Here is a 24,604-nt window from a genome sequence, read left to right as displayed (position 1 = left end):
CGTCGCGTATCAGCGCACGACATGAACAGCGCATTTGGCGTGTCGCACGACATGAGTCGCCGTCGAACCCAGCAGCAGATCCTGCATCCCCGGTCGGTGCGACGCCATTACTATCAGGTCCGGGTTGTTGACCTCGGTCCAGTCGAGAATTGTGCGGCCAGAGTGCCCCTCAATCACTATCCCCTCGGCATTCGGAATCTGAGAGGCCAGATTGTCGAGTTCGGTTTGAATGGCTTTTCGTGCTTCGGACAGGTATTCGGCTGGCATGTAAGAAATTGCGTAATCCGGGATATGCTCAACCACGTGCAGCAACGTGACCTTGGCATCCGGCGTGGCCAGAAGTTGCGCCAGTTTCAAAGGCGCCGAGGTGTCCCTTTCGGCATCGAATGAGATTGGAACTAGAATGTTGTGATACATGGCTCGTGCCTCCGTCTCTGAGCCGTTAAGCTGAACCGCATCGGGTCCTTCGGCATTGATCTAGGTCAGGATTCTCCAAATGTTTCTGCAACATCGTACATTACGGGTTCAAAACTCTTGCACAGTTCATTGACCCTGCGGTTCCGCTCGCGCATCTCGGGTGTTCTCAGCATGGCCAGAAAATCTTCGCGTTTCTCCCACTGGGAATAGTTCGCGATTCGAGTCTGCGCGTCGTTTACATGCAAACCCGCCGCTATGAACCCAGGCTGTTTGGAAATGAATGACGCATAGGCATCTGTCAGGGCTTCCAACAGGTCCTGACATGTCCCCGGAGTCATCTCGAAGGTCGTTATGACGGTTTGGCTGCTGTTGTTCTTCGAAATATGAGGCATCTGGCTTCTCCTTATTGCTGACCCGAGCCTAGCACAGCTTTCGAAATCGCCACCCCGTTTCGTTGCAAAAGTTTGACGCATCAGCACAAATTCTTTCTGGGAAGTGAACGAAAAACTAACCAACCGTTAACCATGCTTGCCGATGCTGCCCGCATGAGACACCTGGTTTTGACCTTGCTGATAAGCTTGCTGTGCGGGCCCGCGTGGCCGGGTGCCTGGTTGAGGGAAAAGGACGCCGCGTTCACAGCCGCCTCGGTCACGGCATTTCAGGAAGCGGACGGGACATATAAATTCAAGTCCGCGCTATATGCCGAATGGGGGTTTCGACCCCAACTCACCCTTGGGCTGGATGCTGAGGAGCATCAGGACCTTTACGGTCACGCACTGGTTTTTGCGCGCTTCCCCGTTGCGGATTTCGGCACACAGGGTCGCCTCGCAGCCGAATTCGGCGCGGGCGCGCATCATCGGGGCCATCGCGCCTGGGCCATGTACAAGGCAACATTGTCATATGGCAAAGGAATTCAAACCGGTTGGGGTGGCGGTTGGATTGCGATCGACACGGCATTGGAATACCGCACGCACGAAGCATTGATCCAAAAGCTCGACTTCACTGCGGGACTGTCTTCAGGTCGAAGATTTGATCCGCTGCTCCAGTTAGAAACCTCCAATGCACCCGGCCGTCCGGTGTACTGGAGCGTGCGCCCGTCTGTCATGTATCGCCCGAAAACCGGAAGGATCACATGGGTGCTGGGGGTTGAGCAGAACGCAACACAAAGCGGAACCGGGATAAAAATTGCGCTGTGGAGCACGCATTGAGGCACCGGCTATCTAGGAAAAGACAGCCAGTGCCGGTCGCGATCAGTTCTCGACACGCATAGTGACCCAGACCGTGCCCGTCAGCGACTCGGGCCAACGAAGGGCTATGGCATCTTGGGACGCACCTTGCCGCACTTGGGCATAGGGCGACGTATAACGAATAGTGTTGAAAACGGTGCGAAGTGGACCATAAGGCACCACCGCATCACAGGCACGTGCCTTGCCACCAAACGGAAGCTGTCCCAACGAACCAATCGTCCAAACCGACGAAGCCGAGTTCTGAGAATAGCGCACTCTCAGAGGGTTCATGGTATGCGTGTTGATCCCGTGGAATGTATTGTTTTCAAAGGTAACGTTGACGTATCTCTCGTTGTCCAGGCCAGCATACGTGGTATCCACCTGTTCAGCCCGATAGATATTGCCTGCATTGGTACGGAATTTGTTTCCCGTCACTGTCAGCCCGTTCAGGAAATGCCCTGTCCCATATGGGCGGATTACGAAGTAGCTGAACCAGGGGGCAACGTTGCTGCAATAGAAGATATTGTCTGTCACACTCAACGCACTGAAAGAATACCCAGACGTGTAGTTGGGCGACGAGTCGCGTTCGTTGGTCCACTGGATAAAACAGTTATCCACGTAGTTTTCGGCAATGGACGAACTGTTGTATCCGCCGATCATCACCAGCCCCGGGCTGCGAACGCCATTCGAAACGCTGTCACCTTGGAAAAAGTGATTGCCCAGAACAAGGTTGTTGTCCCCTCCTAGAACGGCAAAGTGATGGAACCGAGTGGCCCGGTTGTGGCGTAGCTTGACGTCATTGGCGTTGGAGTTAACGGCAATCGAACTGCGCGCCGATACGTCCAGATCTTCTTCCGCCGACAGGAATTGGCAGCCGTCGATCAGCATCCCCTGACATCCCGCACCGATCGACGTGATCCCACGATCCTTCGGGCGGCTGATGAAGCAGTCCTTCAGCACAAAGGTATTCCCGCCCGGTGCCAGGCGTATGGCGCTGCATCGACTGTTGCACTGAAACTCGATGCCTTCCATGTTGAACTTTTGCAACGCGCTGAAACCGCTGAAATCCAGCAGGTACTTGAATGCCGTAAAAGTAAAGCTCTGAGTACCGGCGGCATTGTAAATCGGCGCGTTCAGGGTGATTTCACTGGCAACGTCGTTCTTGGATCGCACATAGATCTCACGTCCGACACCACTGCCTGTTATCAGGGATCCGACGGGAACGTTCGCAACATTCGCAACATTCGACAGCTTGTAGGGGTCGTTGGGATCATAAGTTGCGACCGAAGTGAAGGTCTCGGTATCCCAGGCCGAACTGCTTTTGACATCGAACTGGCCATTGCGTACCACTCGGCGCGTGGCATAGCCGGTGCGGTTGGGCACAGCAGCCTGCATGTCAATTGGCGCGTCAACCGATATTTTGCGACCACCCATATCCAGCGATTCATGATCTGAATTATTCAGCAAAGCCTGAAACGCCTTCTTGAAGGCCAACGCTTCGTCGCCGAAGGCCGAGATATAAGTCGGCAGGTCAAAATTCTTGGTCAGCAACAGCATCTTGTCGTCGGGCATCGTGACCGTACCATCAAATTCAACTTCTGATGCAAGACTGGTGTTCTGGTTCAGCAGAAAAGTGCCCTGCGGCACATAAATCCGCCGGCCATTCGCGGCCTGATCCGCAGCTTCAAATGCGGCCGATGCATCTGCCACACCGTCACCAACGGCACCATAATCCCGCACGTCGACCAGACCGATCATGTCGCGCAGGAAAACCGAAGTGACGTCAGCGATTTCGATGTCGTCAATCCGCACGACCGCACCATTGGTGCCTTCGATGTCCAGCCCGAAGTGACCGTACAAAGCAGCCGGCCCCCACGACATGTCGACCCCGGCCCGACGACCGGTACCTACAATGGCCGTGATCTCGTGCACGGTGCCATAGCTCGAAAGTTGCATCGCCGGGCCTTGTTCGACCACTCCGGAAACATGCGTATCACCCGCACCACCAGCCCAGCCGGCAATACGGACCGAAGGCAACGGACCGCTGATCGCCTTGACCCGTGCCGTGATCTGTAGATAGCAACCCGGCAACAAGACCGTTTGGCCCATGTAGCGCAGTTGCTGGGTCACGTTGGACTTTAGGATTTCGAGGCACCCGCCGAAATCCGCATCTGCCGGCACGAATACTCCGGTTCCCGATCCGTCATAGGTCGCCGAGCCGGGCGTTCCATCGCCGCTGGACCAGACGCCCAGCCCGTCTGCGAAAGCAGGCGGCATGAACACGATACCGTCGGTGATTGCCTTGTTCATAGAAATCCCTTTCTCAATCGCGCCCGCAGCGCGTGCCAAAACCATTGGCCCGGGCGTTGCCAGGGCGCATAGGTCTGAGTACCGATATGGAATTAACCGACGATCATAGTACCGTTACGGTGGTGTTGCCTCAGGCAGCAGGATCCGAGTTCCCGAGAAGCTGCACACCGTTGATCTTCCAGCCATTTTCCTGCTGAACCATCTGATAGTCCAGGATATGCACGCGGCCATCGCCATCCGTGATCATGACTTTCTGCCACAAGGATCCAGCGACTTCGCGCAGTTCGAGAAACCGCACATCCGTCGGTCGCCAGACCATCGGATAGCCATTTCGCACCATCGCGCCGAAGTTATCGGGATTTCGGAACAGCCGTTGGATATTGGGGCTGGCAAAGGTAAATGCGGTGGCAAAATCGTCCGCTTTGAACGCCTGTATCTGCGCCGATATGTTTGCTTCGATCTCGGCATTCTGGGCGAACGCGCCTGATGCCAATCCGACGCTCAATGAAATGGTAAGCAACAATCGACGCATGGGGCCACCTCCTGACGGAAGGGTAGCCCCACACGGTATCGGGTCAAATCAGGCCAGTTCCCCGGCCAATGCCCTGTTGATCAGAGCAATCGTCTCGGGCACGCCGTAAAGTGCTATGAACCCGCCAAACCTCGGGCCCTGGCTGGCACCCAACAACACCTCGTAAAGCGCCGTAAACCAGCCGCGCATCGGATCAAAGCGATCCCGTCCAATGGAATAGACCACCGATTGCAGCGCTTCATCCTCGATCGGCCCATCATAGGCCTCCAGCGCGGCATTCAAAGCCTCCAGCGCTTCTCGCTCCTGATCCGTCGGCGCACGATGCTGGCGTGTCGGTTTGACAAAGTCGTTGAAGTAGCGAACTGCAAAGCCCGCAGCCTGATCCAAATCGGGATGCGTTTCGGCGGTCGCCTCTGGCGCATAACGGCGGATGAAGCCCCACAGCGCCTCCTTGTCTTCGGCTCCAGAAACTGATGCCAGGTTCAGCAGCATCGCGAACGGCACGATGAGCGTCGATTCAGGGACATCTCCGCCATGGATATGCCAGACGGGGTTGTTCAGCTGCGCCTTCAGGTCCTGACCCGGATAGGCCCGCAACTGCTGGTGATACTCATCATAGGCCTTCGGGATAACATCGAAATGCATCCGCTTGGCGGTCTTGGGCTTCTGATACATGAAATAGGCCAGGCTCTCGGTCGGCGCATAGGTCAGCCATTCGTCGATCGACACACCGTTGCCGGATGACTTGGATATCTTCTGACCGTTCTCATCCAGAAACAGCTCATACGAGAAATGCTCAGGCGCGCGTCCACCCAGCGCCCGACAGATCGCGTCATAGATCTTTTCGTTGGTGGCGTGTTCTTTGCCATACATCTCGAAATCCACGCCCAGCGCCGCCCAACGTGCGCCGAAATCAGGCTTCCACTGCAGTTTCACATTGCCCCCCGTTACGGGCAGCGTCCATTCCTTGCCGTCCTCGTCATCGAAGGTGATTGTGTATGTCTCGGCACAGACCTTCTTCATCGGGACGTACAGAACCCGCCCGGTTTCCGGATGAATGGGCAAAAAGATCGAATAGGTCTGTTGCCGCTCTTCCCGAAGACTTTTGAGCATGATGGCCATCACGTCATCATACTTCTCGACCGCCCGCTTCAGGACCTCATCGAACTGGCCCGAGCGGTAGAAATCGCGTGCGGAATAGAACTCATACTCGAACCCGAACGTGTCGAGAAACCGGCGCAGCATCGCGTTGTTATGCTCACCAAAGCTGTCATATTCGTCAAATGGATCGGGCACCGAGGTCAGCGGACACTGCAAGTAATCCTGCAACTTCTCGGGGTTCGGCACGTTGCTGGGCACTTTGCGCATGCCGTCCAGATCGTCCGAGAAACAAATCAGCTTCGTAGGGATGTCCGACAGCGCCTCGAACGCGCGCTTGACCATCGTGGTCCGCGCCACCTCGCCAAAGGTACCGATATGCGGCAGGCCCGACGGGCCGTAACCGGTCTCGAACAGCACATACCCCTTTTCCGGAGCGCCCTGTCTGTAGCGTTTGAGCAGCCGGCGCGCCTCTTCAAAAGGCCAGGCCTTGGACGACATCGCGGATTCACGCAGGTCAGACATTTGATTGGATCTCCATCGGGGAATACGAAGCCAGTTGCCCCATGCAACTGACCGACCCCTCCTATTGTGCCGGTGCAGCATGAGTCAATAAAGCACCGCGTATTTCGCCTCCCTTCTGGCCCGGATTTCGCCACCGCCAGCAAAACTTGCCCAATTCTCCTTGTGATTTACGGTGGTCAGTGTGGTTTCACAAAGACTGAGGTAAGGGCATGCTGGGGCTGGATCTGCTGGTCAACACCGCGAACGTTTTTTATCTGCTCTCCTATTCCGTCAAAGACATTCTTTGGCTTCGAATCCTGTCCATAGCCGGCGGGTCAATTCTATTGCCGTATTATTATCTCCAGAACATGCCACTCTGGGCTCCGATTGGGTGGAACCTGTTTTTCATGGCAATCAACATTTACTGGGTGACCCGCATTTTGCTGGAACGCCGTCCGCCACCCTTCACCGACGAAGAACGTCGCCTTTACAGATCATCGCTCCGGAATTTCGCTGAACTGGATGCGTTCAAGTTTCTTCGAATGGGCACTGGCACATCAGTTTCGGCGGGGGCCGTCCTGCTGAAACAGGGTGAAAAGGTGCGGAACCTGTCACTCATCACCGATGGGGAAGTCTGCGTCGAAATGAACGGCGAACCAATGGACACACTTGGCAACGGTCGATTTCTCGGTGGCACAGCGTTGCTGAGCGATGACGAACGCTTCACAGCGCCCGTCACAGTGCGCGCCAAGAAACCTTCACGCATCCTGGTTTGGAACCTGTCGGATCTCGAAACCGAATTCGCAAAGAACACAGACCTTCAGATTGCAGTCGAATCCCGACTTGGCCTGGAAATCTCGCGCTTCCTGCAGACTGCAAGAAAGCATCTGCTCTGAACCCACTCGGACTGGCCGATACTGTATTTCAAGCCTGAACGATTGCTCGTATTTTTCAGGTGTATTTACCAGCCCAAACATGCCCTAAGGTACAAACAAGGTGTTGAACCTGCCTCCGCCCCCTCATATCGTGCGCGGTCAGAGACACCCAAGCAGGACGACCCAATGACCGACCAAGTACCCCACCCCATGTCCCCGCAGGATTGCCTTGTGGCGATCATGGTTGCGGTGTCCGCCTCAGACGAAAACATTCGCACTGCGGAACTGGTCAAGATCGAAACCGCGGTCAACATGCTGCCGGTGTTTGCCAACTATGATATCGATCGCACCCGCCGGGTGTCGCAGATTGTGTTTGACCTGTTCGAACAGGAAGACGGGCTTGACGCCTTGTTCGGCCTGATCCGCGAAAACCTGCCTGAGCGCCTGAATGAAACCGCTTATGCGCTGGCCTGTGATGTGGCTGCCGCAGACGGCGCTTTGGCAGAGACAGAGCTGCGTCTTCTGGAAGAAATCCGGTACGAACTGAACGTGGACCGCCTGCACGCTGCCGCGATTGAACGCGGTGCGCGTGCGCGTCACACCGTCTGATCACTGACGCTGAGCGTCAACTCCCATACAGGGCTCCCCATCGCTCAATAAGCGCGCGCTGCAATTTGCGAGACCTGCTGTTCCAGCTGCGTGCCCCGTCCGGACGCTCGCGATGCGCGCGGGGAATTTTAGCGCGTCGAGCCACATCAGCCGTGAAAATGGCAAAAGCCAGTTCGGCACCATCGGCTGTTGTCAAAAACCCGCCCAGTCCCGAAACGAAATTCAGCGTGCCAGTTTTTGCGTCGACAGTGATGGGATGATTTTTGACCGGCCGACCATTGCGGTCGGTCAGGGCAAATGGCTTTAGCAAAGGGCGCAGCGCCTCTGAATTCCGCGCCGCTACCAAAACAGCGACCAGATCGTCAGGCGCCATACGCGACGCGTCCCCTAGTCCGGAGTGATCGACCATGGCGATCCCATCCACGCCGTAAACATCTGAGGCCCACCGGTTCATTTCAGCCGCCGAATCTGCAAGGTCGTGCAAGTCAGCGCCGCGCGCAGTCGACGCCGCCATCCCAACCATTTCCGCCGTGACATTGGTCGAATATTTCAACATTCCGCGCAATATGCTGTCCAGCGGATCGCTTTGGTGTACCACCAGTACAGTTCCCTGAGGCACTTCACGTGTGATCTGCACACGACCCAGCACGATGCCGTTCGACCGCGCCAGTGTTCGAAACACGTCACCTGCATAAAGTGCCGGCTTGCGCACCGGCAACCATCGTGCCCCGCCATTGCCAAGTGCTCCTTTGGCCACGGTCCAACGGTCCTGACGTGCACTGGGTTGATAGGTGTAGATGGGAAGACTGCGCTTCTCGACCCGCATCGACGCCATGTCGACCGAAGGCCTGTACCGTTGACTGCGCGCGTCCATGGATACGTCATAGCTGGTACCGTCGCGCTTCCACTCGAAATGCACGCGGTTGAAGTTCAGCGAAATACCGCTGAGCGCAGGGCTGTAACCAAGATGGTCCGGTTGGCCCGGGTCGATGCTGAATACATAAGGCAATGCCCCGTCATAGACCTTGAAAGCCCCGCGAACTTCGGTAATCCCGGCCTCGCGCAAATTGGCTGCCATCGTGGCCAACGCATCCGTGTCCAACAGCGGATCACCGCCGCCGACCAGAATCAGATCGCCCATGAGGACGCCGTTTTCGATCGGGCCATCCGCCATCAACGCGGTTTCAAATCGAAAATTCGGGCCAAGAACGTCCAACGCGTAAAGCGCCGTCAATGCCTTGGCTACACTGGCAGGTGGCAAACCCCGTTCTGCACCAAATGTCTCCAGCGGAGCGCCGGTTTTCACATCGGCGACGGCGAAGACAACCTCGCCCCGCAGTCCGGAGGACTTAACAAGACGCTCGGCGCCAGTTAGCTGAATACCCCTGAGCTGAGGCCGCAGCGACACCAAGGGGGCTTCGGCAAAAGCAGTGGCCGGGACCAGAGCGGCTCCGAGCCCTCCGAGAAAAGCGCGACGCGAAAAACGATCAGTCATGGGCCAATTAAAATCCCAGAGATCTCCGGCAAACAACCACCGAAATGGATAATGAACGCAGTGGGGCTATTCAGGCAACACACCATTTGCCCAATCGCCCCGCGTGCGAATTTCGGTCGAGCTTACATCGACCATCGGCACATTCACGAAACACCAGGCCGGAGCAGCCGCCCGCCCCAACAGATGCCGCGCCTGCCCGTCGATCCGGTACTTGGCATAGACCCGCGCCGCCGGAGACATCCGGGCCGAGATACGATCCCCCGGCCGCGCCACGACACCCACCGGCACGCTGTCCATGATCAACCGCCAATCCTTCCACTTGTGAAACTGCGCCAGATTGTCCGCACCCATCAGCCAGACGAATTTCACCCGAGGGTACAATTGCCGTAGCACCGCCAGAGTATCCGCCGTCGCCCGCGTCCCCGTCAGCGCCTCGACATCCGTCACTTCTACCCGTGGGTGCTGCATGACGTTTCGCGCCGCATTCATTCGCTGCGCCAGCGGCGCAGGCCCTCTCGCCTTCAGCGGATTACCGGGCGACACCATCCACCACACGCGATCCAGGCCAAAAGCCTTCATCGCCTCACGCGTCACATGCACATGCCCCTGATGCGGCGGATCGAATGACCCACCGAACAAGCCCACGACCTGCCCGGGCCGCGCATATGGAATGCTGTATCGCTCCATCCCTTGCTGATGTTCAGAACTACGGGCTGTTGTCAATCAACAGGTTGTACCGCATCACCCAGACAAACCCGCCCCGGCTTGATGACTTCGGCACACCATCCCCCATGCCCCCGCACGGCCGAATAGCCTCCCTTGCCCAGCGCCTCCTCCATCCGGCTGCACGGCGCGCAAATCACGGTAAAGCGCAGAACAGCATCCCCCACCTGCACCTCGCGCCCTTTGAGCGCGGCCAGATTGATCCCTGAAACCACCAGATTGCGCCACAGGATTTCCGGCGCAATCGGCCCTTGCCCAAGATAGGAACCAATCGCCGCCAGATGCTCCTGTTGGATCAGAGTCACCGCCCGCTTGCCCGACCTGCCCCGATCGCCGTCCAACCCGGTCTCAGAAATCAGAACCTCCGCCAGAGCAGCCATTTCTACAAGTCGCCCGGGTCGAATCCCGATCCAAGCGACATGACCGGGCTGCGCCCAGCCAGCAATCAATTCCGCCAGTTTTGACAAACCTTCCCCCTCATCCGATCCAGTCAGATTAGCCCGCACAATCGACAATCGAAATTCACAAAACCACCAGCTTGCCCCGCTCGCCCGGCTCGGATATCCAGCGGATCAACCCGATTTCCCCGACCCAGAGGACGCGACATGGCCGCCTATCAATATGTCTACCACATGCAGGGTGTCTCAAAGACTTATCCCGGTGGCAAGAAGTGCTTTGAAAACATCCACCTGAGCTTTCTGCCCGGCGTGAAAATCGGTGTTGTCGGCGTCAACGGCGCGGGTAAATCGACACTGATGAAGATCATGGCCGGCCTCGATACCGACTTCACCGGCGAGGCATGGGCCGCCGAGGGCGCCAAGGTCGGCTATTTGCCGCAGGAACCGCAGCTGGATGAATCGCTGACCGTCCGCGAAAACGTCATGCTGGGCGTGGCCGCGAAAAAGGCCAAGGTCGACCGTTTCAACGAAATTGCCATGGAGATCGCCGAGAACTACTCGGACGAGCTGATGGAGGAAATGACCACCCTACAGGACGCAATCGACGCGGAAAACCTGTGGGACCTCGACAGCCAGATCGACGTCTCGATGGAGGCGCTGCGCTGCCCGCCGGACGACGCCAACATCTCTAACCTCTCGGGCGGTGAGAAACGCCGTGTGGCGCTCTGCAAGCTGCTGCTGGAAGCGCCCGACATGCTGCTGCTCGACGAACCGACCAACCACCTGGACGCCGAGACCATCGCCTGGCTGCAACAGCACCTGATCGACTACAAAGGCACCATCCTGATCGTCACCCACGACCGTTACTTCCTGGATGACATCACCGGCTGGATCCTCGAACTCGACCGTGGCCGCGGCATCCCGTACGAGGGCAACTATTCCGCGTGGCTGGAACAAAAAGCCAAGCGGCTGGAACAGGAAGCCCGCGAGGACAAGTCCAAGCAGAAAACCCTCCAGCGCGAACTGGAATGGATGCGTCAGGGTCAGAAAGCGCGGCAGGCCAAATCCAAGGCCCGGATCAACGCCTATAACGAACTGGCCGAACAGTCCGAGCGCGAAAAGCTCACCCGCGCCCAGATCGTCATCCCCAACGGCCAGCGCCTTGGCGGCAAGGTGATCGAGGTCGAGGGCCTGTCGAAGCACATGGGCGACAAGCAGCTGATCGAAGGGCTGGATTTCGCCCTGCCCCCCGGCGGCATCGTCGGCGTCATCGGCCCCAACGGTGCCGGTAAATCGACCCTGTTCAAGATGCTGACGGGTCAGGAACAGCCCGACACCGGCACCATCACGCTGGGCGACACGGTCGAGCTGTCCTATGTCGACCAGTCCCGCGACGACCTGAAAGACAACGACACCGTGTGGGAAGCGATCACCGGCGGCGCCGAAATCATCCAGCTGGGCGACGCGCAGGTCAATTCCCGCGCCTATTGCTCGTCCTTCAACTTCAAGGGCGGCGATCAGCAGAAGAAAGTCTCGCTGTTGTCAGGCGGTGAGCGCAACCGCGTCCACATGGCCCGCCTGCTGAAAGAGGGCGGCAACGTCCTGCTGCTCGACGAACCGACCAACGATCTGGACGTCGAAACCCTGCGCGCACTGGAAGACGCACTGGTCGATTTCGCCGGCTGCGCCGTCGTCATCTCACACGACCGCTTCTTCCTCGACCGGATTTGTACGCATATTCTGGCGTTCGAGGGCGATGCCCATGTGGAATGGTTCGAGGGCAACTTCGAGGACTACGAAGAGGACAAAAAGCGCCGTCTGGGCCCGGACGCGCTGGAGCCCAAGCGGTTAAAGCATAAAAAGTTTGCGCGGTAAGTCATGCGTATCCTTCTATCACTTTTTTTATGTGCCTTCGCCACGTTTTCCCATGCAGAAGGACTGAAGGAACTTCAATCGAAGCGAATTGGAGCGTGGGATGTACGTGTATTCGAAACTGGGAAAGACGGTCTCAGTTGTCAGGCCCTCAAGTGTAATATTCGGAATTGTGAAAGTCCGTCCGCTAAGGCGTCTATTCTGCTTTGGGGGTCCGCGAGGCGTAAGGCGATTACTCCGATGCTGAAAGCCAATTTTGATCTCGCTGGAATTACGCGCTCCAGTATTCTGGTTGGCGGCAACTCATATGACATGGAACTTTCCAAAACGGGAAGTCAAACAAGATTGATCGCCAAAAACCCAAAAGACGACGCTCGGATCATTCAAGCTATTGCTCGGGATGAGAAAGGTACTCTGGTTTTCAAATCCGCCCGCGGTGAAGCCCGATTTAAACTGCGTGATTCTCGGCGTGTTTTTTTGTTTTTTGAAAAACACTGCAACATACCTTCGCCTTGAGTGGCAACGGCAAAAGAAAGTTGGATTTCAACTCCATCACACACCCTTCGGCAGTCCGAACGCGCCTCCCGTTTTGGTGCCGCTCCTCTCCAATCAGCTCGGCCTATACCAGAAGCATGATTGACCGATGAATACGACCCGCGATCAGGTGCTTATTTCTCGGCGGATTTACGTTCAAAACGCCCGTTGAGCCCTGAAAGCAAGGTACATTCCGTACAATCCGCCCTTGCCACATCGCCTGACCGATGCCATATCCAAGAGGCTTACGTTTTTCTATTTCGACCTACTGTCTCCTTCTACGGCGCTCAGTCTATCGATACAGACAACGACGCCGGGCTGCCGCAACACCGTGGGCAGCACTAAAACAGGAGACAACGGAATGCCCGCAGGCACCGTAAAATGGTTCAACACCACCAAAGGCTACGGCTTTATCGCACCCGAAGATGGCGGCAAAGACATCTTCGTCCACATCTCGTCCGTCGAGCGTTCGGGCCTGACCGGTCTGGCCGACAACCAGAAAGTCACGTACGAGCTTCGCTCGGGTCGTGACGGCCGCGAAAGCGCGGACAATATCGAACTGGCCTAACCAGTTGAAAGGGCAGAGGAATTCTCTGCCCTTTTTCTTTTCTCAAACCCAGCGATTTCACGCAGGTGTGGCCTTCAGGCGACATCACAATTCGGTGACTCTGCCTCAAGATTGTCCAAATCGATTATCATACTGAAATTACAGTTATGATTTCTTTGGTATTTTGATGAGGCTCGCCATGTTCACACGCCGCACCTTTCTGGCCACGTCGGCCACAGCCAGCCTGCTCCCGACGCTCGCCAGCGCCAAGAAAAAAGTCGAATACGATCCGACGCCGCAATATGTGCGGATCAAAAAGCAATTTGTGCCGGGTCAGCTTCTGGTCGCTCCACGCTCGTTCTACCTGTATTTCGTAACCGAACCGCGCAAGGCGATCCGCTATGGCTGTGGCGTTGGTAAGGCTGGTCTTGAGTTCACCGGCACCGCAACGATCGATGTAAAGAAGGAATGGCCGACCTGGCGCCCGACCGACGAGATGATCGAGCGTGAACCGGTGACTTATGCGAAATTCAAGGACAACGACTATGTTCAGCCCGGCGGTGGCGACAACCCCCTGGGGGCTCGGGCGTTGTATTTGTTCCAGAACGGGGTCGACACCTATTTCCGAATTCATGGAACGACACAGCCGCAGACAATCGGCCATGCAGTGTCAAACGGATGCATTCGGATGCTGAACGAACACGTCATCGACCTTTATGAACGGGTTCCGATCGGTACAGTCGTCACGGTGGTCTGAACCCTTCAGGGCCCGGACCAATCGACATCCGTAGCTTCTTGGATCTGCAACAAACCGTCCGGCCAGGGACGCGCCAACGTTTTGGCTTGCGCTTCAGAGCCGGTAAGCCAGGTCTGAATGCCTGTGTGATCCAGCAAGACGCCCATTCGGTGATGAATGGGTTCAAGATCGGCATTCGGTTCGCACGTGACGGCGGCGAATTGATCGACGCGCAGCCCGCCGGGGGCTTGCCAGCTGTCCGTGATAGCGGCAAAGAACAAGGGCGCACCATTTGCCGAGGCGATACGCCAAGCGGTTTTTCGGCGTTTTTCTCCGGTCCATTCATACCATCCGTCCACCGGCACGACGGCCCGGCCAACGCCTTCGAATGCCGATTTGTCAAAAACCGTCTCTGAGCGGGCGTTGATTATGGTTTCCATGACCGGACGCCCGCGTGCATTGACCCGTCCAACCGGGATCATGCCCCAACGCATGGACGTCAGGCCAGCCTTGGTCAGTACGATCACCTCTTGTCCTGGCTGAATGTTGTACCGTGGCGGTTGCGGGCCGACATTGTTCGGAACATTCAATGCTTCCGCAATCTCAGCCATTGATCGCGTCAGAAAAAACGCCCAGGCATTGCCTAGTCCTGCCTGGCCGAGGCGTCGACCAGTTCCAGCACCTCGGGCCCAATAGCATCGACAATCCGTTCAACCCCAGTTGCGTTCGGATGAATGCCGTCGGGTTGCATGAACTGCCCTACCGCATTCGGATCACCATCCGGCTGCAACCCATCGAAGAAACTTTCGACATAGTGCACCTGAAACTCCTGCGCCAATTCCGGATACATCGCATCAAACGTCTGCTTGTATTCGGGGCCATAGTTTCCCGGAGCCTGCATCCCGATCAACAAGACTTCAACGCTCGCCTCTCGTGCGGCTGTCAGGATCGTAGCAAGATTTGCGCGTGACACCTTGGGATCTATGCCGCGTAACAGGTCATTGCCACCCAGTGCCACGATCATCCCGTCCACGTCGGGCGTCAGGGTCCATTCCACGCGCGCAGCCCCTCCGGCAGTGGTGTCTCCCGAGACACCAGCGTTGATCAGCCGGACTTCCGCGCCCTGCTCAACAAGCCAACGCTCAAGCTGCGGGACAAATCCATCCTGTTCGACCAACCCGTAGCCCTGGGTCAGAGAATCCCCCAACGCGGCGATTACAACGGGTTCGGCTGTGGCCGACATGCCGCAACAGATGATAACAGTCGAAATCAAAGCCTTGCGGAAATTCTGTTCAGCGCCATATCCCAATTGACTGTTCTCCTTTTGGAATGACTGATGACGACACCCGTTCTCTCGTTAAATGATGCCGCATTGTCACTGGATGGCAATGCAGGGCGTGTCGATATCCTGCACAACATCAATCTGACTGTCGACAAGGGCGAAACACTTGCATTGGTTGGCCCGTCCGGATCCGGCAAATCGTCGTTGTTGATGCTGATGGGGGGGCTTGAACAGGCGACCAGTGGTAGCGTGACCGCGCTGGGCCGCGACTTGACCGGTATGGATGAAGATGCGCTGGCGCGGTTCAGACGAGACACCATGGGTGTCGTCTTTCAGAACTTTCACCTGATCCCAACCATGACCGCGCTGGAAAACGTGGCCACGCCATTAGAGCTGGCTGGGCACAAGGATGCGTTCGACCGGGCTGAACAGGAATTGCAGACCGTAGGCTTGTCTCATCGCAGCGATCACTATCCCGCGCAGCTTTCCGGTGGAGAACAGCAGCGCGTGGCGCTGGCGCGCGCCTCGGCTCCGCGACCGCAGATTTTGCTCGCGGACGAGCCGACAGGGAATCTCGATGAGGCAAACGGGAACGCCATCGTCGATCTCTTGTTCGGCCTGCGCGACAAGCATGGGGCAACTCTCGTTCTGGTCACCCACAGCCATTCGCTGGCACAGAAATGCAATCGGATCGTCCGGCTGAGGGATGGCCGCATTTCCGAGAATGTCACCAAAGAGGCCGCGGAATGAGCCTGCGGCTTGCGGGACGCATGGCACGCCGGGAATTGCGCGGTGGGTTGCGTGGGTTCCGGGTCTTTCTGGCCTGCCTCGCATTGGGTGTCGCAGCCATTGCGGCTGTTGGGTCTGTGCGTTCGGCGATCGAGGCTGGGCTGAAACAGGAAGGGGCGGCGCTGCTTGGCGGGGATGCCGAGCTGGAATTCACCTATCGTTTTGCGAACGATCAGGAGCGGGCGTGGATGGACACGTCCGCAAACGCCGTGTCCGAGGTTGTCGATTTCCGGTCGATGGCAGTTATCGACCGGAATGGCGACGTTCAGCGGGCGCTGACCCAGGTAAAAGCAGTGGATGACGCCTATCCTTTGTTGGGCGAAGTCGGACTGAAGCCAGAAATCTCACTCGCCGCAGCACTTGCAGGGACAAACGGTCTACCAGGCGCCGTCATGGATCCCGTTCTTGTTGATCGCTTGGGCCTTTCCGTGGGCGACGAGTTTGCCCTTGGCACGCAGGAATTCGTGCTGATGGCTGCGCTGGAGAATGAACCAGATGGCGCAGCCGATGGATTTGCACTCGGCCCTCGCACTCTGGTTCGAACACAGGATCTGGGTAATTCCGGACTGTTGCAGCCGGGTACTTTGTTTTCCACGAAATACCGTCTGGACCTGCCGCGGAATACCGATCTCGGCACGATCTCGACTGAGGCGGGGCAAGCCTTTGATGGCACCGGAATGCGGTGGACCGATGCACGCAACGGTGCGCCGGGGATCACTGAATTCGTGGGGCGTCTGAGCGCGTTTCTGGTTCTGGTCGGCCTGTCCGGGCTGGCTGTCGGAGGGATTGGTGTCTCGGCAGCGGTCCGCGCCTATTTGGCACAGAAGACCGATACCATCGCGACCTTGCGCACAATAGGCGCGGACCGGGCGACGATTTTTCAGACCTACATGATCCAGATCGGTGTTCTGTCAGGCCTTGGTATTCTGATCGGTGTGGTCCTGGGCGGGATTCTTCCCCTGCTTCTGGCCCCGGCAATCGAAAGCCGGTTGCCCGTGCCGGCGGTGTTCACACTCTACCCGCAACCTCTTGCCGAGGCGGCATTGTATGGCCTTCTCACGGCATTCCTGTTCACATTGTGGCCCCTAGCCCGCACGGAAGAAGTTCGCGCAGCGACCCTTTTTCGGGATGCACTGTCTTCGGCCCGTCGCATCCCGCGCCCTGTATACGTCCTGGCAACCGGTGTCGGACTGGCGATGTTACTCGCTGCTGCCGCAGTTTTCAGCGGTTCAGCGAGGCTTACCTTGTGGACCGGCGGCGGCATTGTCGGCGCGCTGCTTCTTCTGTCACTGTCGGCCTTTGCCATTCAATGGCTCGCGCGAAAGGGCGGCCCGCTGGCGCGTGGTCGCCCCTCCCTGCGTTGGGCCTTATCCGCCATTTCCGGCCCGCGTGAAGGCGCGGCATCCGTTGTGTTGTCACTTGGTCTGGGCCTGTCGGTATTGGCCGCTGTAGGTCAGATCGACGGCACCTTGCGCAATGCGATTTCAGGCAACCTCCCGGATGTGGCCCCGTCATACTTCTTTGTCGACATCCAAAAGGAGCAAATGCCCGGCTTTTCCCGGCGGCTCGACACCGACCCAGCCGTCAGCCGGATCGAAAGCGCGCCGATGCTGCGGGGCATCATTACGCAAATCAACGGTCGCCCCGCCAGCGAGGTTGCCGGCGATCACTGGGTTCTGGAAGGGGATCGGGGCGTCACTTATTCCACCCATCCACCCGAGAACGCCCGTATCACAGCCGGGGAATGGTGGCCTGAAGATTATCTGGGACAACCCCAAGTCAGCTTTGCCGCCGAAGAAGCCATCGAAATGGGTCTGAAGCTGGGCGATGAACTGACGGTAAACATCCTTGGGCGAGATATCACGGCGGAGTTGACATCGCTGCGCGAAGTAGATTTCTCCACCGCTGGGATGGGCTTTATCATGTCGATGAACCCGTCAGCGCTATCCGGGGCGCCACACAGCTTTATCGCGACGGTTTATGCCGAAGAACAGGCTGAGGCCGTTATCCTGCGCGATCTGGCCGGGCAGTTTCCCAACATCACGGCAATCCGCGTACGGGATGCGATCGACCGGGTCTCCGGCCTGCTGGAAGGTTTGGCGGCTGCCACATCATACGGGGCCGGCGTCTCACTCCTAACCGGGTTTCTGGTGCTGATCGGCGCCGCAGCGGCAGGAGAGCCCGCGCGCAGATACGAAGCTGCGATCCTGAAAACCTTAGGTGCAAATCGCCGCAGGGTTCTGCTCAGTTTCGCGTTACGCGCCATTTTGCTGGGCGCTGCGGCTGGGTGCGTCGCCCTGTTGACCGGCATCGTCGGCGGATGGGCCGTTGCAACCTACATCTTTGAAACAAATTTCGCGGTCATCTGGCCCTCGGCGCTGATCATCATCGCAACCGGAGTGGCCGTCACGCTGGGCGCAGGGCTCATATTTGCAATTCGCCCGCTTTCCGCGCGCCCGGCTCGCATCCTGCGCGCCAGCGATTGATTTCAGCGTACGCAGGCGACGGGCTGCAGAATTCTGATCAGCTGGTCATTGTCGCAAACCAGCGCATCCAGCGTGATCTCGTCCAGCGAGGCATAGAACACCTCGGCCGCGTCCTGCAGTGCCAACCGCAACCGGCAGGCATCTGTCAGCGGGCAAGTATTGTCTGCGTCAGCAAAACACTCGGCAATCGGCAAACCGCCTTCTACATGGCGGAATACAGACCCGATGCGGATCTGGTCCGCGGGCCGCGCCAACGACATACCACCATTGCGACCACGCTGAGTGCTGAGATAGTTCAACTGGCTGAGCTGGTTGATCACCTGGGCCAGATGATTTTCCGAAATATTGCACACTTCGGCGATCTCGGATTTCGTCACCAGCCGATCCTGATGCGCGGCACAATACATCAACAGCCGCACAGCTATATTTGTCCGTTTGGTAATCCGCATGGAATCCTCCCAGAATTCACGATGCAACCTTATTGCATGCCGGACAAAAAAGCGGTTTGACATACATCAATCGCTACAGAAGGACGCCTGAACGCATGGCAGACCCCTATTTCTTTGGCTATGGCAGCCTTGTGAACCTTGCCACGCATGATTTCCCTGACCCGCGACCGGCTGTATTGAAAGGCTGGCGACGCGCCTGGAGGCATACGGACTTGCGCCCCGTCGCCTTCCTGACGGCAGTGCCCGACGCGGATTCCGAAATCGAAGGCATGATTGCGCATGTTCCCAAGGACGATTGGATGGCGCTTGATGAGCGCGAGTGGGCCTATGACCGAATACCTGCGACGCACTGCGTCACCCATCCCCTGACGCACGACGTCGAGATCGCGGTTTATGCGGTGCCACAGAACCGCCAGAATGAACCCACTAATCGCCATCCTCTTCTGCTGAGCTATATCGACGTTGTTGTTCAGGGGTACTTGCGCGCTTTTGGCCCTGAAGGCGCGGATCGGTTCTTTGCCACGACCGATGGTTGGGAAGCTCCTGTCCTCAACGACCGCAGCGAACCGCGCTATCCGCGCCACCAGCAGTTGAACCGGTCCGAGACTGAATTCGTGGATGACCGGTTGCGTCAGTTATCCGCGCGCATATTGCAGGACGCCCGATAAGAAGGGCGGGGCTCACAACCCCGCCCGGTTCTCGGCTTGCTGGCAATGCGGTTTCAACCAGCCGCGCACCTCGTGTTAACCCCGTGCGCGGATCACCTGCAACAACGGCAACAGGGTCGCCATTTCCGGGCCCCGCTCCATTCCGGTCAGCGCCTTGCGCAACGGCATAAACAGACCTTTGCCCTTGCGACCGGTGGCTTCCTTAACGGCGCTGGTCCACGCGCCCCAGGTTTCCCCGTCGAATGGGCCTTCGGGCAGCAATGCCATGGCATCGGCAATGAAGTCGCGATCTTCTTCGGCGATCAGGGGTTCTGCCCCATCGCGACACAGCTCCCACCAGCTCTTTAGATCTTTCAGCGTGGTGACGTTCTCACGTGCCATGGCCCAGAACGGCTCGGCCAGTTCCGTTGGCACGCCTGCATCAGCGACGGCATCAGCCACGTCTGACAGAGGCAGAGACTGCAAGTGCTTGGCGGTCAGCGGGAACAGGTCCTGCACATCGAACTTGGTCGGCGCCGCGCCGAAGCGGCTGACATCGAACCCTTCGATCAACTCGGCCATGTCCGAACGCAGCTCGACCGGATCGGACGAGCCCAAACGCGCCATCAGGCTCAGCAGAGCCATCGGCTGAACGCCCTGTTCACGCAAATCACGAAGGGCCAGTGTGCCCAGACGCTTTGACAGCGCTTCACCTTGTGGACCGGTCAACAGCGAGTGGTGCGCGAAACGCGGGCGGTTCCCGCCCAGCGCCTGAATGATCTGAATCTGTGTCGCAGTGTTGGTCACATGGTCCGAGCCACGCACGACGTCGGTCACGCCCATCTCGGTATCATCGACCACGGACGCAATCGTGTAGAGAACCTGACCATCGCCGCGGATCAGCACCGGGTCGGACACCGAGGCCGCATCGATCGAGATGTCGCCCAGAATGCCGTCGTTCCACTCGATCCGCTCGTGATCCAGCTTGAAGCGCCACACGCCATTTCCACGCTCGGCGCGCAAGGCCTCCTTCTCGGCCTCCGACAGGGTCAGCGCAGCGCGGTCATAGACCGGCGGCTTGCCCATGTTCAATTGCTTCTTGCGTTTCAGGTCCAGCTCGGTCGGCGTTTCGAACGCTTCATAAAAGCGACCCATCTCGCGCAGTTTATCAGCAGCTTCGGCATAGCGGTCGAGACGATCCGACTGACGTTCTACCCGATCCCAGTGCAGGCCCAGCCACTCCAGATCCTGCTTGATCGCATCGACATATTCCTCTTTCGACCGCTCGGGATCGGTGTCGTCGATGCGCAGGATGAACGTGCCGCCAGCCTTGCGGGCGATCAGATAGTTCATCAGGGCGGTGCGCAGGTTGCCCACATGGATATAACCGGTGGGCGACGGGGCAAAACGGGTGGTTGTCATGGGTGTCTCCTGTTGGCGCGGCTCTTGTCACATGAGCGGCGTTTTGTCCAGCAGCCGCATAAGGTGACATCCGTTCAGGAGGCGTCTCAGGTCGGCTCGACAGGCCAATACCGACCCAGATCCTTCAGACCGGCCGCAATCAATTCCGACAAAACGTCCAGGTCGATATCCGGCAGTTTGTTCACATACAAGCACGACTTGCCGATCTTGTGTTTTCCCAATCGGGACAGGATTTCAGTGAAATCGGCGTATCCCGGCATGATGTAGATCGAATGTGCAGCCTTGCGCGGTGAAAACCCGGTTGCCAGAAAGTCCCCTTCGCGCCCCGTGTCATAACGGTAGTGATACGTGCCATACCCAACGATCGAAGGACCCCACATCACCGGCGCAAATCCCGTGACCTCTCGAAACAGCGCGTCCAGAACCCGCGCCTCTTCCGCTTTGCGCGCTGGGTGGACGCCGGCCAGAAAGCTCTCGACGTTTTGCTTGGTTGGAACGGTCTTGTTCTGAGATCCCGGCATGAACAAAAATTAACACGTAATGTTCATCCACGCAGCCCATGTGTTGGGGGTATTTGAGTGGCCGAGAACGCTCATCGACCTAGTTGAAAACCTGATGTTCTGACAGGGAGAACGACAATGACCATCAAACTGACACGCCGGGCGGCGCTTGGAACCGCCGCGGCTTTTCCATTTGCAACAGTGGCTGCACCTGTTCTGGCAGCCGGAGCAGACACCAAAGCCAATTCAACTATTGCCAAGTCCTTTCAACTGGGCGATTTCACCGTCACGACGCTGCTGGATGGCAGCCTGCCACGCGATGGCGCCAAGGACATCTTCGGCGGCGGCGCATCGGACGAGGAATTCGCCAAGGTTTCGGCGGAAAACTTCATTCCCGCCGACAAGGCTCAATTCTTCTTTACACCTACTCTGGTCAAAACCGGCGAAGAACTGGTCTTGTTCGACACTGGTCTAGGTCAGGGCGGTATTCAGGCTGCACTGACAGACGCGGGCGTGACGCCCGATCAGATCAACGTGGTCGTCATCACCCACATGCACCCCGACCACATCGGTGGCATGACAACCAACGACGCTCCGACGTTTCCAAACGCGCGCTATGTGACTGCGGCGACGGAATACGATTTCTGGGCCGCGCAGGATGCAGGCAACCGTGTGGGCGATCTGGTTGCGGCCAAAGTCACACCGCTGGCCGAAAAAATGAGCTATATCGAAGACGGCGGCGAAGTGTCCTCCGGCATCACGGCCATGGCCGCCTTTGGACACACGCCCGGCCACATGGTCTATCACCTGGAAAGCAATGGCCAACGCCTGATCCTGACCGCTGATCTCGCCAACCACTATGTCTGGTCCTTCGCCCATCCAGAATGGGAAGTGCGCTTTGATATGGACAAGGCAGCCGCCACCGCTGCCCGCCGGAATGTGTTAGGCATGCTGGCCGCCGACAAAGTGCCTATGATCGGGTATCACATGCCGTTCCCGGCAGCCGGGTATGTTGAAACCCGCGGCGACGGGTTCCGATTTGTCCCGGTCAGCTACCAGATGATGGGCTAGAAACAGAAAAACCCCGGCACGCGGAGCGTCGGGGTTTTACGCACGCATTACCCTTATGCAACGGTCTGCTGCCGAACTATTGTGAAGCGGAAATGCTGTAGGTTGCCCTCGGGATAACAGGCCTAGCACCCCGGGTCTGGCCGTACCTTTGATCCGTCCGTGAATCGGGTCAGGCGAAATGCGATCGGATCGACGCATGGTGTTACCTGCGTCACAAGATCGGCGACCAACCGGCCAGCGCCCGGCCCGATTCCGAAACCGTGACCGGAAAAACCAGTGGCAATCCACAGGCCCGGCAGGTCTTCAACTTCCGAAATCACCGGAATTGCATCCGGCGTCACATCAATAAACCCCGCCCAGCTTTCGACAACATCAGAGTTCTCCAAAACCGGGAAAGCCCTGGTCGCAGCGGACAAAGCCTGCCGCAGTGCTTTTTTCGAGGGTTCCGGGTCCAGAATACGGCAATCTTCAAACGGCGTGATGTCTGAAGGTAACCAGGACCGGTTCTGCTGCGCCTCTACAGACCAGCGCCGAGACAGGCGAAACCGCAGCGATTTCCATTCCTGCTTATAGGCTGGAAGGAATTGCCAAGCCAGACGGAGGCTGTCTGGAACAATATCCACGGTGTTTTCATGCCCTGAAGCAATTGTAAAACCGCCATCTGCCCGTTTGCGGATCGCAAAATCGTCAGACCACAAGGCAATTCCCGGCCCGTCCTGGCTCGGCGACGTCCGCATCACGGTGTTCAAAACCTTGAGTTGCGGCAACGCGATACCGAGGTTTCCGGCAAAAAGGCGAGACCACGCCCCGCCAGCCAGAACTACCCGATCGCAAGTCACACGACCCCGCTCGGTGAAAACTCCGGCGACCCGCCCCGCCTGGATGTCGAGACTGCGGACCGCACAGTTGGTAACGATCGTTGCACCGTTGTCCCGGGCGCCCTCGGTTATTGCGGGTGCTGCCCATTGTGGCTCCGCCCGACCATCCTGTGGGGTGTAGAGCGCTGCGGACAGCCCCATTGCCATACCGGGCAACAGCTGATCCAGCTCGGCGCCCCACACCATGCGGGCGCCCGTCTGCCGCCCTTCGAGATGACGTAGCCAGCGGTTCAACTTTCCCTCGGACAACGCGTCCCGCGCTCCAAACATGATCCCTGACTGGACGTAGCCGGTTTTTCGCCCCACTCGTGCATCCAGCCCCTGCCAGATGCGAATTGATTCCTGCATCAGCGGGATCTCCCGGGGGTCGCGCATGCCCAGCCGCACCCACCCCCAGTTGCGAGAGCTCTGCTCGCCCCCGATCTGACCTTTTTCACACAGAAGAACCGAAAGTCCGCGCTCGGCCAGTTCCAGCGCGGTGGACGCACCTATTATGCCGCCGCCAATTACGGCTACGTCCACCTGCTTGGGCAAAGTGAAATCGGATTCGACATGTATCGGCTTGGGGCCGGGCATCCACTGCTCAACTACAATTCCTCGGACCGGTATGGAGCCCCAGGACGGCAGTGCAGACAATGTAGAAAAACAACAAAACGGGCGATTGCCCGAACCTGTGGCACATTCGCATACGCGCCGACATATTCAGCACTCATTCGGACGACAGCAACCGTGTGGGTCAGGCCGCGCCGGACAAGTGCGCCCATGTTTGACGCAGGATCGCGCCCACGCCGGTTTCCTGAGGCTCTTCTTCCTCTTCAGATGCCTCCTGCGACGTCAGTGTCGGGAATTCAGTCCGCTCCCGTGACATTTCCGCTTCCTCGGCCGTCTTGGCCGGCACGTTCTCGCTCAGGATTCCAGCAATCGCATCATCGGTCGCCGCCTCGTTCAATTCCTGTGCGGGCGACTCCATCGCCTTGTATCTCAGAGGCGAATGCAGCGATTTATCGTATTCGTTATACATTTGACCACCAAAACATTTACCTGCACCCACATACCCGGATGCATCGTACCCAGTTCAGCAAACCCGGCCCTTTGGCCCGTTTGTCGGGCTGTTCGACCGGATTGCGTCACGCTTGCCAACTTTAAGGCAAACCCCGGTCACAAATGTGGCAAAAAATGGGCCAAAACGCAAGGTGAACGCGCA

26 protein-coding genes are annotated in these 24,604 nt (G+C 58.0%); 11 read left to right on the top strand and 15 right to left on the bottom strand.

The genetic code is table 11. The features are described 5' to 3' along the window. Positions 1-9: 9 nt before the first annotated feature. Positions 10-417 carry a universal stress protein gene (locus AC2TEL_RS14855; protein WP_480904882.1) on the bottom strand — a complete coding sequence of 136 codons (408 nt, stop codon included), beginning with the start codon at positions 415-417 and terminating at the stop codon, positions 10-12. Between the two features lie 65 nt (positions 418-482). Next, positions 483-809, bottom strand: a complete 327-nt coding sequence (locus tag AC2TEL_RS14850; RefSeq protein ID WP_480844134.1) for an antibiotic biosynthesis monooxygenase family protein — start codon at positions 807-809, stop codon at positions 483-485. A 153-nt stretch (positions 810-962) separates the two neighbouring features. On the opposite strand from AC2TEL_RS14850, the gene AC2TEL_RS14845 reads away from it, so the two are divergent. Continuing rightward, a complete protein-coding gene (locus tag AC2TEL_RS14845) occupies positions 963-1,625 on the top strand; it encodes a hypothetical protein (protein WP_480904879.1) in 663 nt (220 codons plus the stop codon). Between the two features lie 42 nt (positions 1,626-1,667). Here the strand turns inward: AC2TEL_RS14845 and AC2TEL_RS14840 are convergent, their stop codons facing one another. The 3 genes from AC2TEL_RS14840 to AC2TEL_RS14830 all read right to left on the bottom strand — a co-directional run bounded on the left by AC2TEL_RS14840 (position 1,668) and on the right by AC2TEL_RS14830 (position 6,108). Then, positions 1,668-3,953, bottom strand: a complete 2,286-nt coding sequence (locus AC2TEL_RS14840) for a glycosyl hydrolase family 28-related protein (protein WP_480904876.1) — start codon at positions 3,951-3,953, stop codon at positions 1,668-1,670. A 130-nt stretch (positions 3,954-4,083) separates the two neighbouring features. Further along, on the bottom strand, positions 4,084-4,485 hold the full coding sequence (locus tag AC2TEL_RS14835) for a DUF4864 domain-containing protein (RefSeq protein WP_480904875.1): 402 nt from the start codon (positions 4,483-4,485) through the stop codon (positions 4,084-4,086). Between the two features lie 48 nt (positions 4,486-4,533). Then, positions 4,534-6,108: a lysine--tRNA ligase gene (locus AC2TEL_RS14830; protein ID WP_480904872.1), complete on the bottom strand. Its 1,575-nt coding sequence runs from the start codon at positions 6,106-6,108 to the stop codon at positions 4,534-4,536. A 209-nt stretch (positions 6,109-6,317) separates the two neighbouring features. Between AC2TEL_RS14830 and AC2TEL_RS14825 the strand changes: the two genes are divergently transcribed. Both AC2TEL_RS14825 and AC2TEL_RS14820 read left to right on the top strand, forming a co-directional pair. Beyond that, the gene (locus AC2TEL_RS14825) at positions 6,318-6,983 is read left to right on the top strand and encodes a cyclic nucleotide-binding domain-containing protein (RefSeq protein ID WP_480844130.1); all 666 of its coding nucleotides are present in this window, start codon (positions 6,318-6,320) and stop codon (positions 6,981-6,983) included. A 165-nt stretch (positions 6,984-7,148) separates the two neighbouring features. Further along, the gene (locus AC2TEL_RS14820; RefSeq protein WP_480844129.1) at positions 7,149-7,571 is read left to right on the top strand and encodes a tellurite resistance TerB family protein; all 423 of its coding nucleotides are present in this window, start codon (positions 7,149-7,151) and stop codon (positions 7,569-7,571) included. Between the two features lie 16 nt (positions 7,572-7,587). Here the strand turns inward: AC2TEL_RS14820 and dacB are convergent, their stop codons facing one another. From dacB to AC2TEL_RS14805, 3 genes are all read right to left on the bottom strand, one after another. Next, positions 7,588-9,066: a D-alanyl-D-alanine carboxypeptidase/D-alanyl-D-alanine endopeptidase gene (dacB, locus tag AC2TEL_RS14815; protein WP_480844128.1), complete on the bottom strand. Its 1,479-nt coding sequence runs from the start codon at positions 9,064-9,066 to the stop codon at positions 7,588-7,590. Positions 9,067-9,132: 66 nt separating this feature from the next. After that, positions 9,133-9,753, bottom strand: a complete 621-nt coding sequence (locus AC2TEL_RS14810) for a nicotinate-nucleotide adenylyltransferase (protein ID WP_480844127.1) — start codon at positions 9,751-9,753, stop codon at positions 9,133-9,135. Between the two features lie 32 nt (positions 9,754-9,785). Then, complete coding sequence (locus AC2TEL_RS14805; RefSeq protein WP_480904869.1) at positions 9,786-10,256, bottom strand: MOSC domain-containing protein; 471 nt, start codon at positions 10,254-10,256, stop codon at positions 9,786-9,788. 138 nt (positions 10,257-10,394) lie between these two features. Between AC2TEL_RS14805 and ettA the strand changes: the two genes are divergently transcribed. From ettA to AC2TEL_RS14785, 4 genes are all read left to right on the top strand, one after another. Next, positions 10,395-12,062: an energy-dependent translational throttle protein EttA gene (ettA, locus tag AC2TEL_RS14800; protein WP_480904866.1), complete on the top strand. Its 1,668-nt coding sequence runs from the start codon at positions 10,395-10,397 to the stop codon at positions 12,060-12,062. A 237-nt stretch (positions 12,063-12,299) separates the two neighbouring features. Next, positions 12,300-12,575, top strand: coding sequence for a hypothetical protein (locus tag AC2TEL_RS14795; protein WP_480904864.1), 276 nt, complete (start codon positions 12,300-12,302; stop codon positions 12,573-12,575). A 379-nt stretch (positions 12,576-12,954) separates the two neighbouring features. Then, positions 12,955-13,161 carry a cold-shock protein gene (locus AC2TEL_RS14790; protein WP_480844121.1) on the top strand — a complete coding sequence of 69 codons (207 nt, stop codon included), beginning with the start codon at positions 12,955-12,957 and terminating at the stop codon, positions 13,159-13,161. Positions 13,162-13,339: 178 nt separating this feature from the next. After that, positions 13,340-13,897 (top strand): L,D-transpeptidase, encoded by a 558-nt coding sequence (locus AC2TEL_RS14785; protein WP_480844120.1) that lies wholly within the window; start codon positions 13,340-13,342, stop codon positions 13,895-13,897. Between the two features lie 5 nt (positions 13,898-13,902). Here the strand turns inward: AC2TEL_RS14785 and AC2TEL_RS14780 are convergent, their stop codons facing one another. Together AC2TEL_RS14780 and AC2TEL_RS14775 are read right to left on the bottom strand one after the other, a co-directional pair. Continuing rightward, on the bottom strand, positions 13,903-14,487 hold the full coding sequence (locus AC2TEL_RS14780; RefSeq protein ID WP_480904862.1) for an SOS response-associated peptidase: 585 nt from the start codon (positions 14,485-14,487) through the stop codon (positions 13,903-13,905). 32 nt (positions 14,488-14,519) lie between these two features. Beyond that, entirely contained in the window at positions 14,520-15,185 is a 666-nt protein-coding gene (locus tag AC2TEL_RS14775) for an arylesterase (RefSeq protein ID WP_480904859.1), read from the bottom strand. Positions 15,186-15,212: 27 nt separating this feature from the next. On the opposite strand from AC2TEL_RS14775, the gene AC2TEL_RS14770 reads away from it, so the two are divergent. Both AC2TEL_RS14770 and AC2TEL_RS14765 read left to right on the top strand, forming a co-directional pair. After that, positions 15,213-15,908: an ABC transporter ATP-binding protein gene (locus AC2TEL_RS14770; protein ID WP_480904857.1), complete on the top strand. Its 696-nt coding sequence runs from the start codon at positions 15,213-15,215 to the stop codon at positions 15,906-15,908. Continuing rightward, entirely contained in the window at positions 15,905-18,433 is a 2,529-nt protein-coding gene (locus AC2TEL_RS14765; RefSeq protein ID WP_480904854.1) for an ABC transporter permease, read from the top strand. The genes AC2TEL_RS14770 and AC2TEL_RS14765 overlap by 4 nt, the downstream gene beginning before the upstream one ends. Before the next feature lie 2 nt (positions 18,434-18,435). Here AC2TEL_RS14765 and AC2TEL_RS14760 read toward each other — a convergent pair whose 3' ends face one another. Then, positions 18,436-18,882: an RrF2 family transcriptional regulator gene (locus AC2TEL_RS14760; RefSeq protein ID WP_480844115.1), complete on the bottom strand. Its 447-nt coding sequence runs from the start codon at positions 18,880-18,882 to the stop codon at positions 18,436-18,438. Between the two features lie 95 nt (positions 18,883-18,977). On the opposite strand from AC2TEL_RS14760, the gene AC2TEL_RS14755 reads away from it, so the two are divergent. Further along, positions 18,978-19,550: a gamma-glutamylcyclotransferase family protein gene (locus AC2TEL_RS14755; RefSeq protein WP_480844114.1), complete on the top strand. Its 573-nt coding sequence runs from the start codon at positions 18,978-18,980 to the stop codon at positions 19,548-19,550. Positions 19,551-19,625: 75 nt separating this feature from the next. Here AC2TEL_RS14755 and gltX read toward each other — a convergent pair whose 3' ends face one another. Then, complete coding sequence (gene gltX / locus AC2TEL_RS14750) at positions 19,626-20,951, bottom strand: glutamate--tRNA ligase (RefSeq protein WP_480904851.1); 1,326 nt, start codon at positions 20,949-20,951, stop codon at positions 19,626-19,628. A gap of 86 nt (positions 20,952-21,037) precedes the next feature. Next, complete coding sequence (locus tag AC2TEL_RS14745) at positions 21,038-21,472, bottom strand: DUF1801 domain-containing protein (protein WP_480904848.1); 435 nt, start codon at positions 21,470-21,472, stop codon at positions 21,038-21,040. 117 nt (positions 21,473-21,589) lie between these two features. On the opposite strand from AC2TEL_RS14745, the gene AC2TEL_RS14740 reads away from it, so the two are divergent. After that, entirely contained in the window at positions 21,590-22,522 is a 933-nt protein-coding gene (locus AC2TEL_RS14740) for an MBL fold metallo-hydrolase (protein WP_480904845.1), read from the top strand. A 122-nt stretch (positions 22,523-22,644) separates the two neighbouring features. Here AC2TEL_RS14740 and AC2TEL_RS14735 read toward each other — a convergent pair whose 3' ends face one another. Both AC2TEL_RS14735 and AC2TEL_RS14730 read right to left on the bottom strand, forming a co-directional pair. Then, positions 22,645-23,976, bottom strand: coding sequence for an NAD(P)/FAD-dependent oxidoreductase (locus AC2TEL_RS14735; RefSeq protein ID WP_480862583.1), 1,332 nt, complete (start codon positions 23,974-23,976; stop codon positions 22,645-22,647). A 160-nt stretch (positions 23,977-24,136) separates the two neighbouring features. Next, positions 24,137-24,421 (bottom strand): hypothetical protein, encoded by a 285-nt coding sequence (locus AC2TEL_RS14730; protein ID WP_480862581.1) that lies wholly within the window; start codon positions 24,419-24,421, stop codon positions 24,137-24,139. Between the last annotated feature and the right edge of the window lie 183 nt (positions 24,422-24,604).

This window comes from Ruegeria sp. HKCCD9138 (assembly GCF_057220975.1).
The sequence above is the reverse complement of the archived record's forward strand: the minus strand, read 5'-3'. Positions and strand labels throughout refer to the sequence as shown.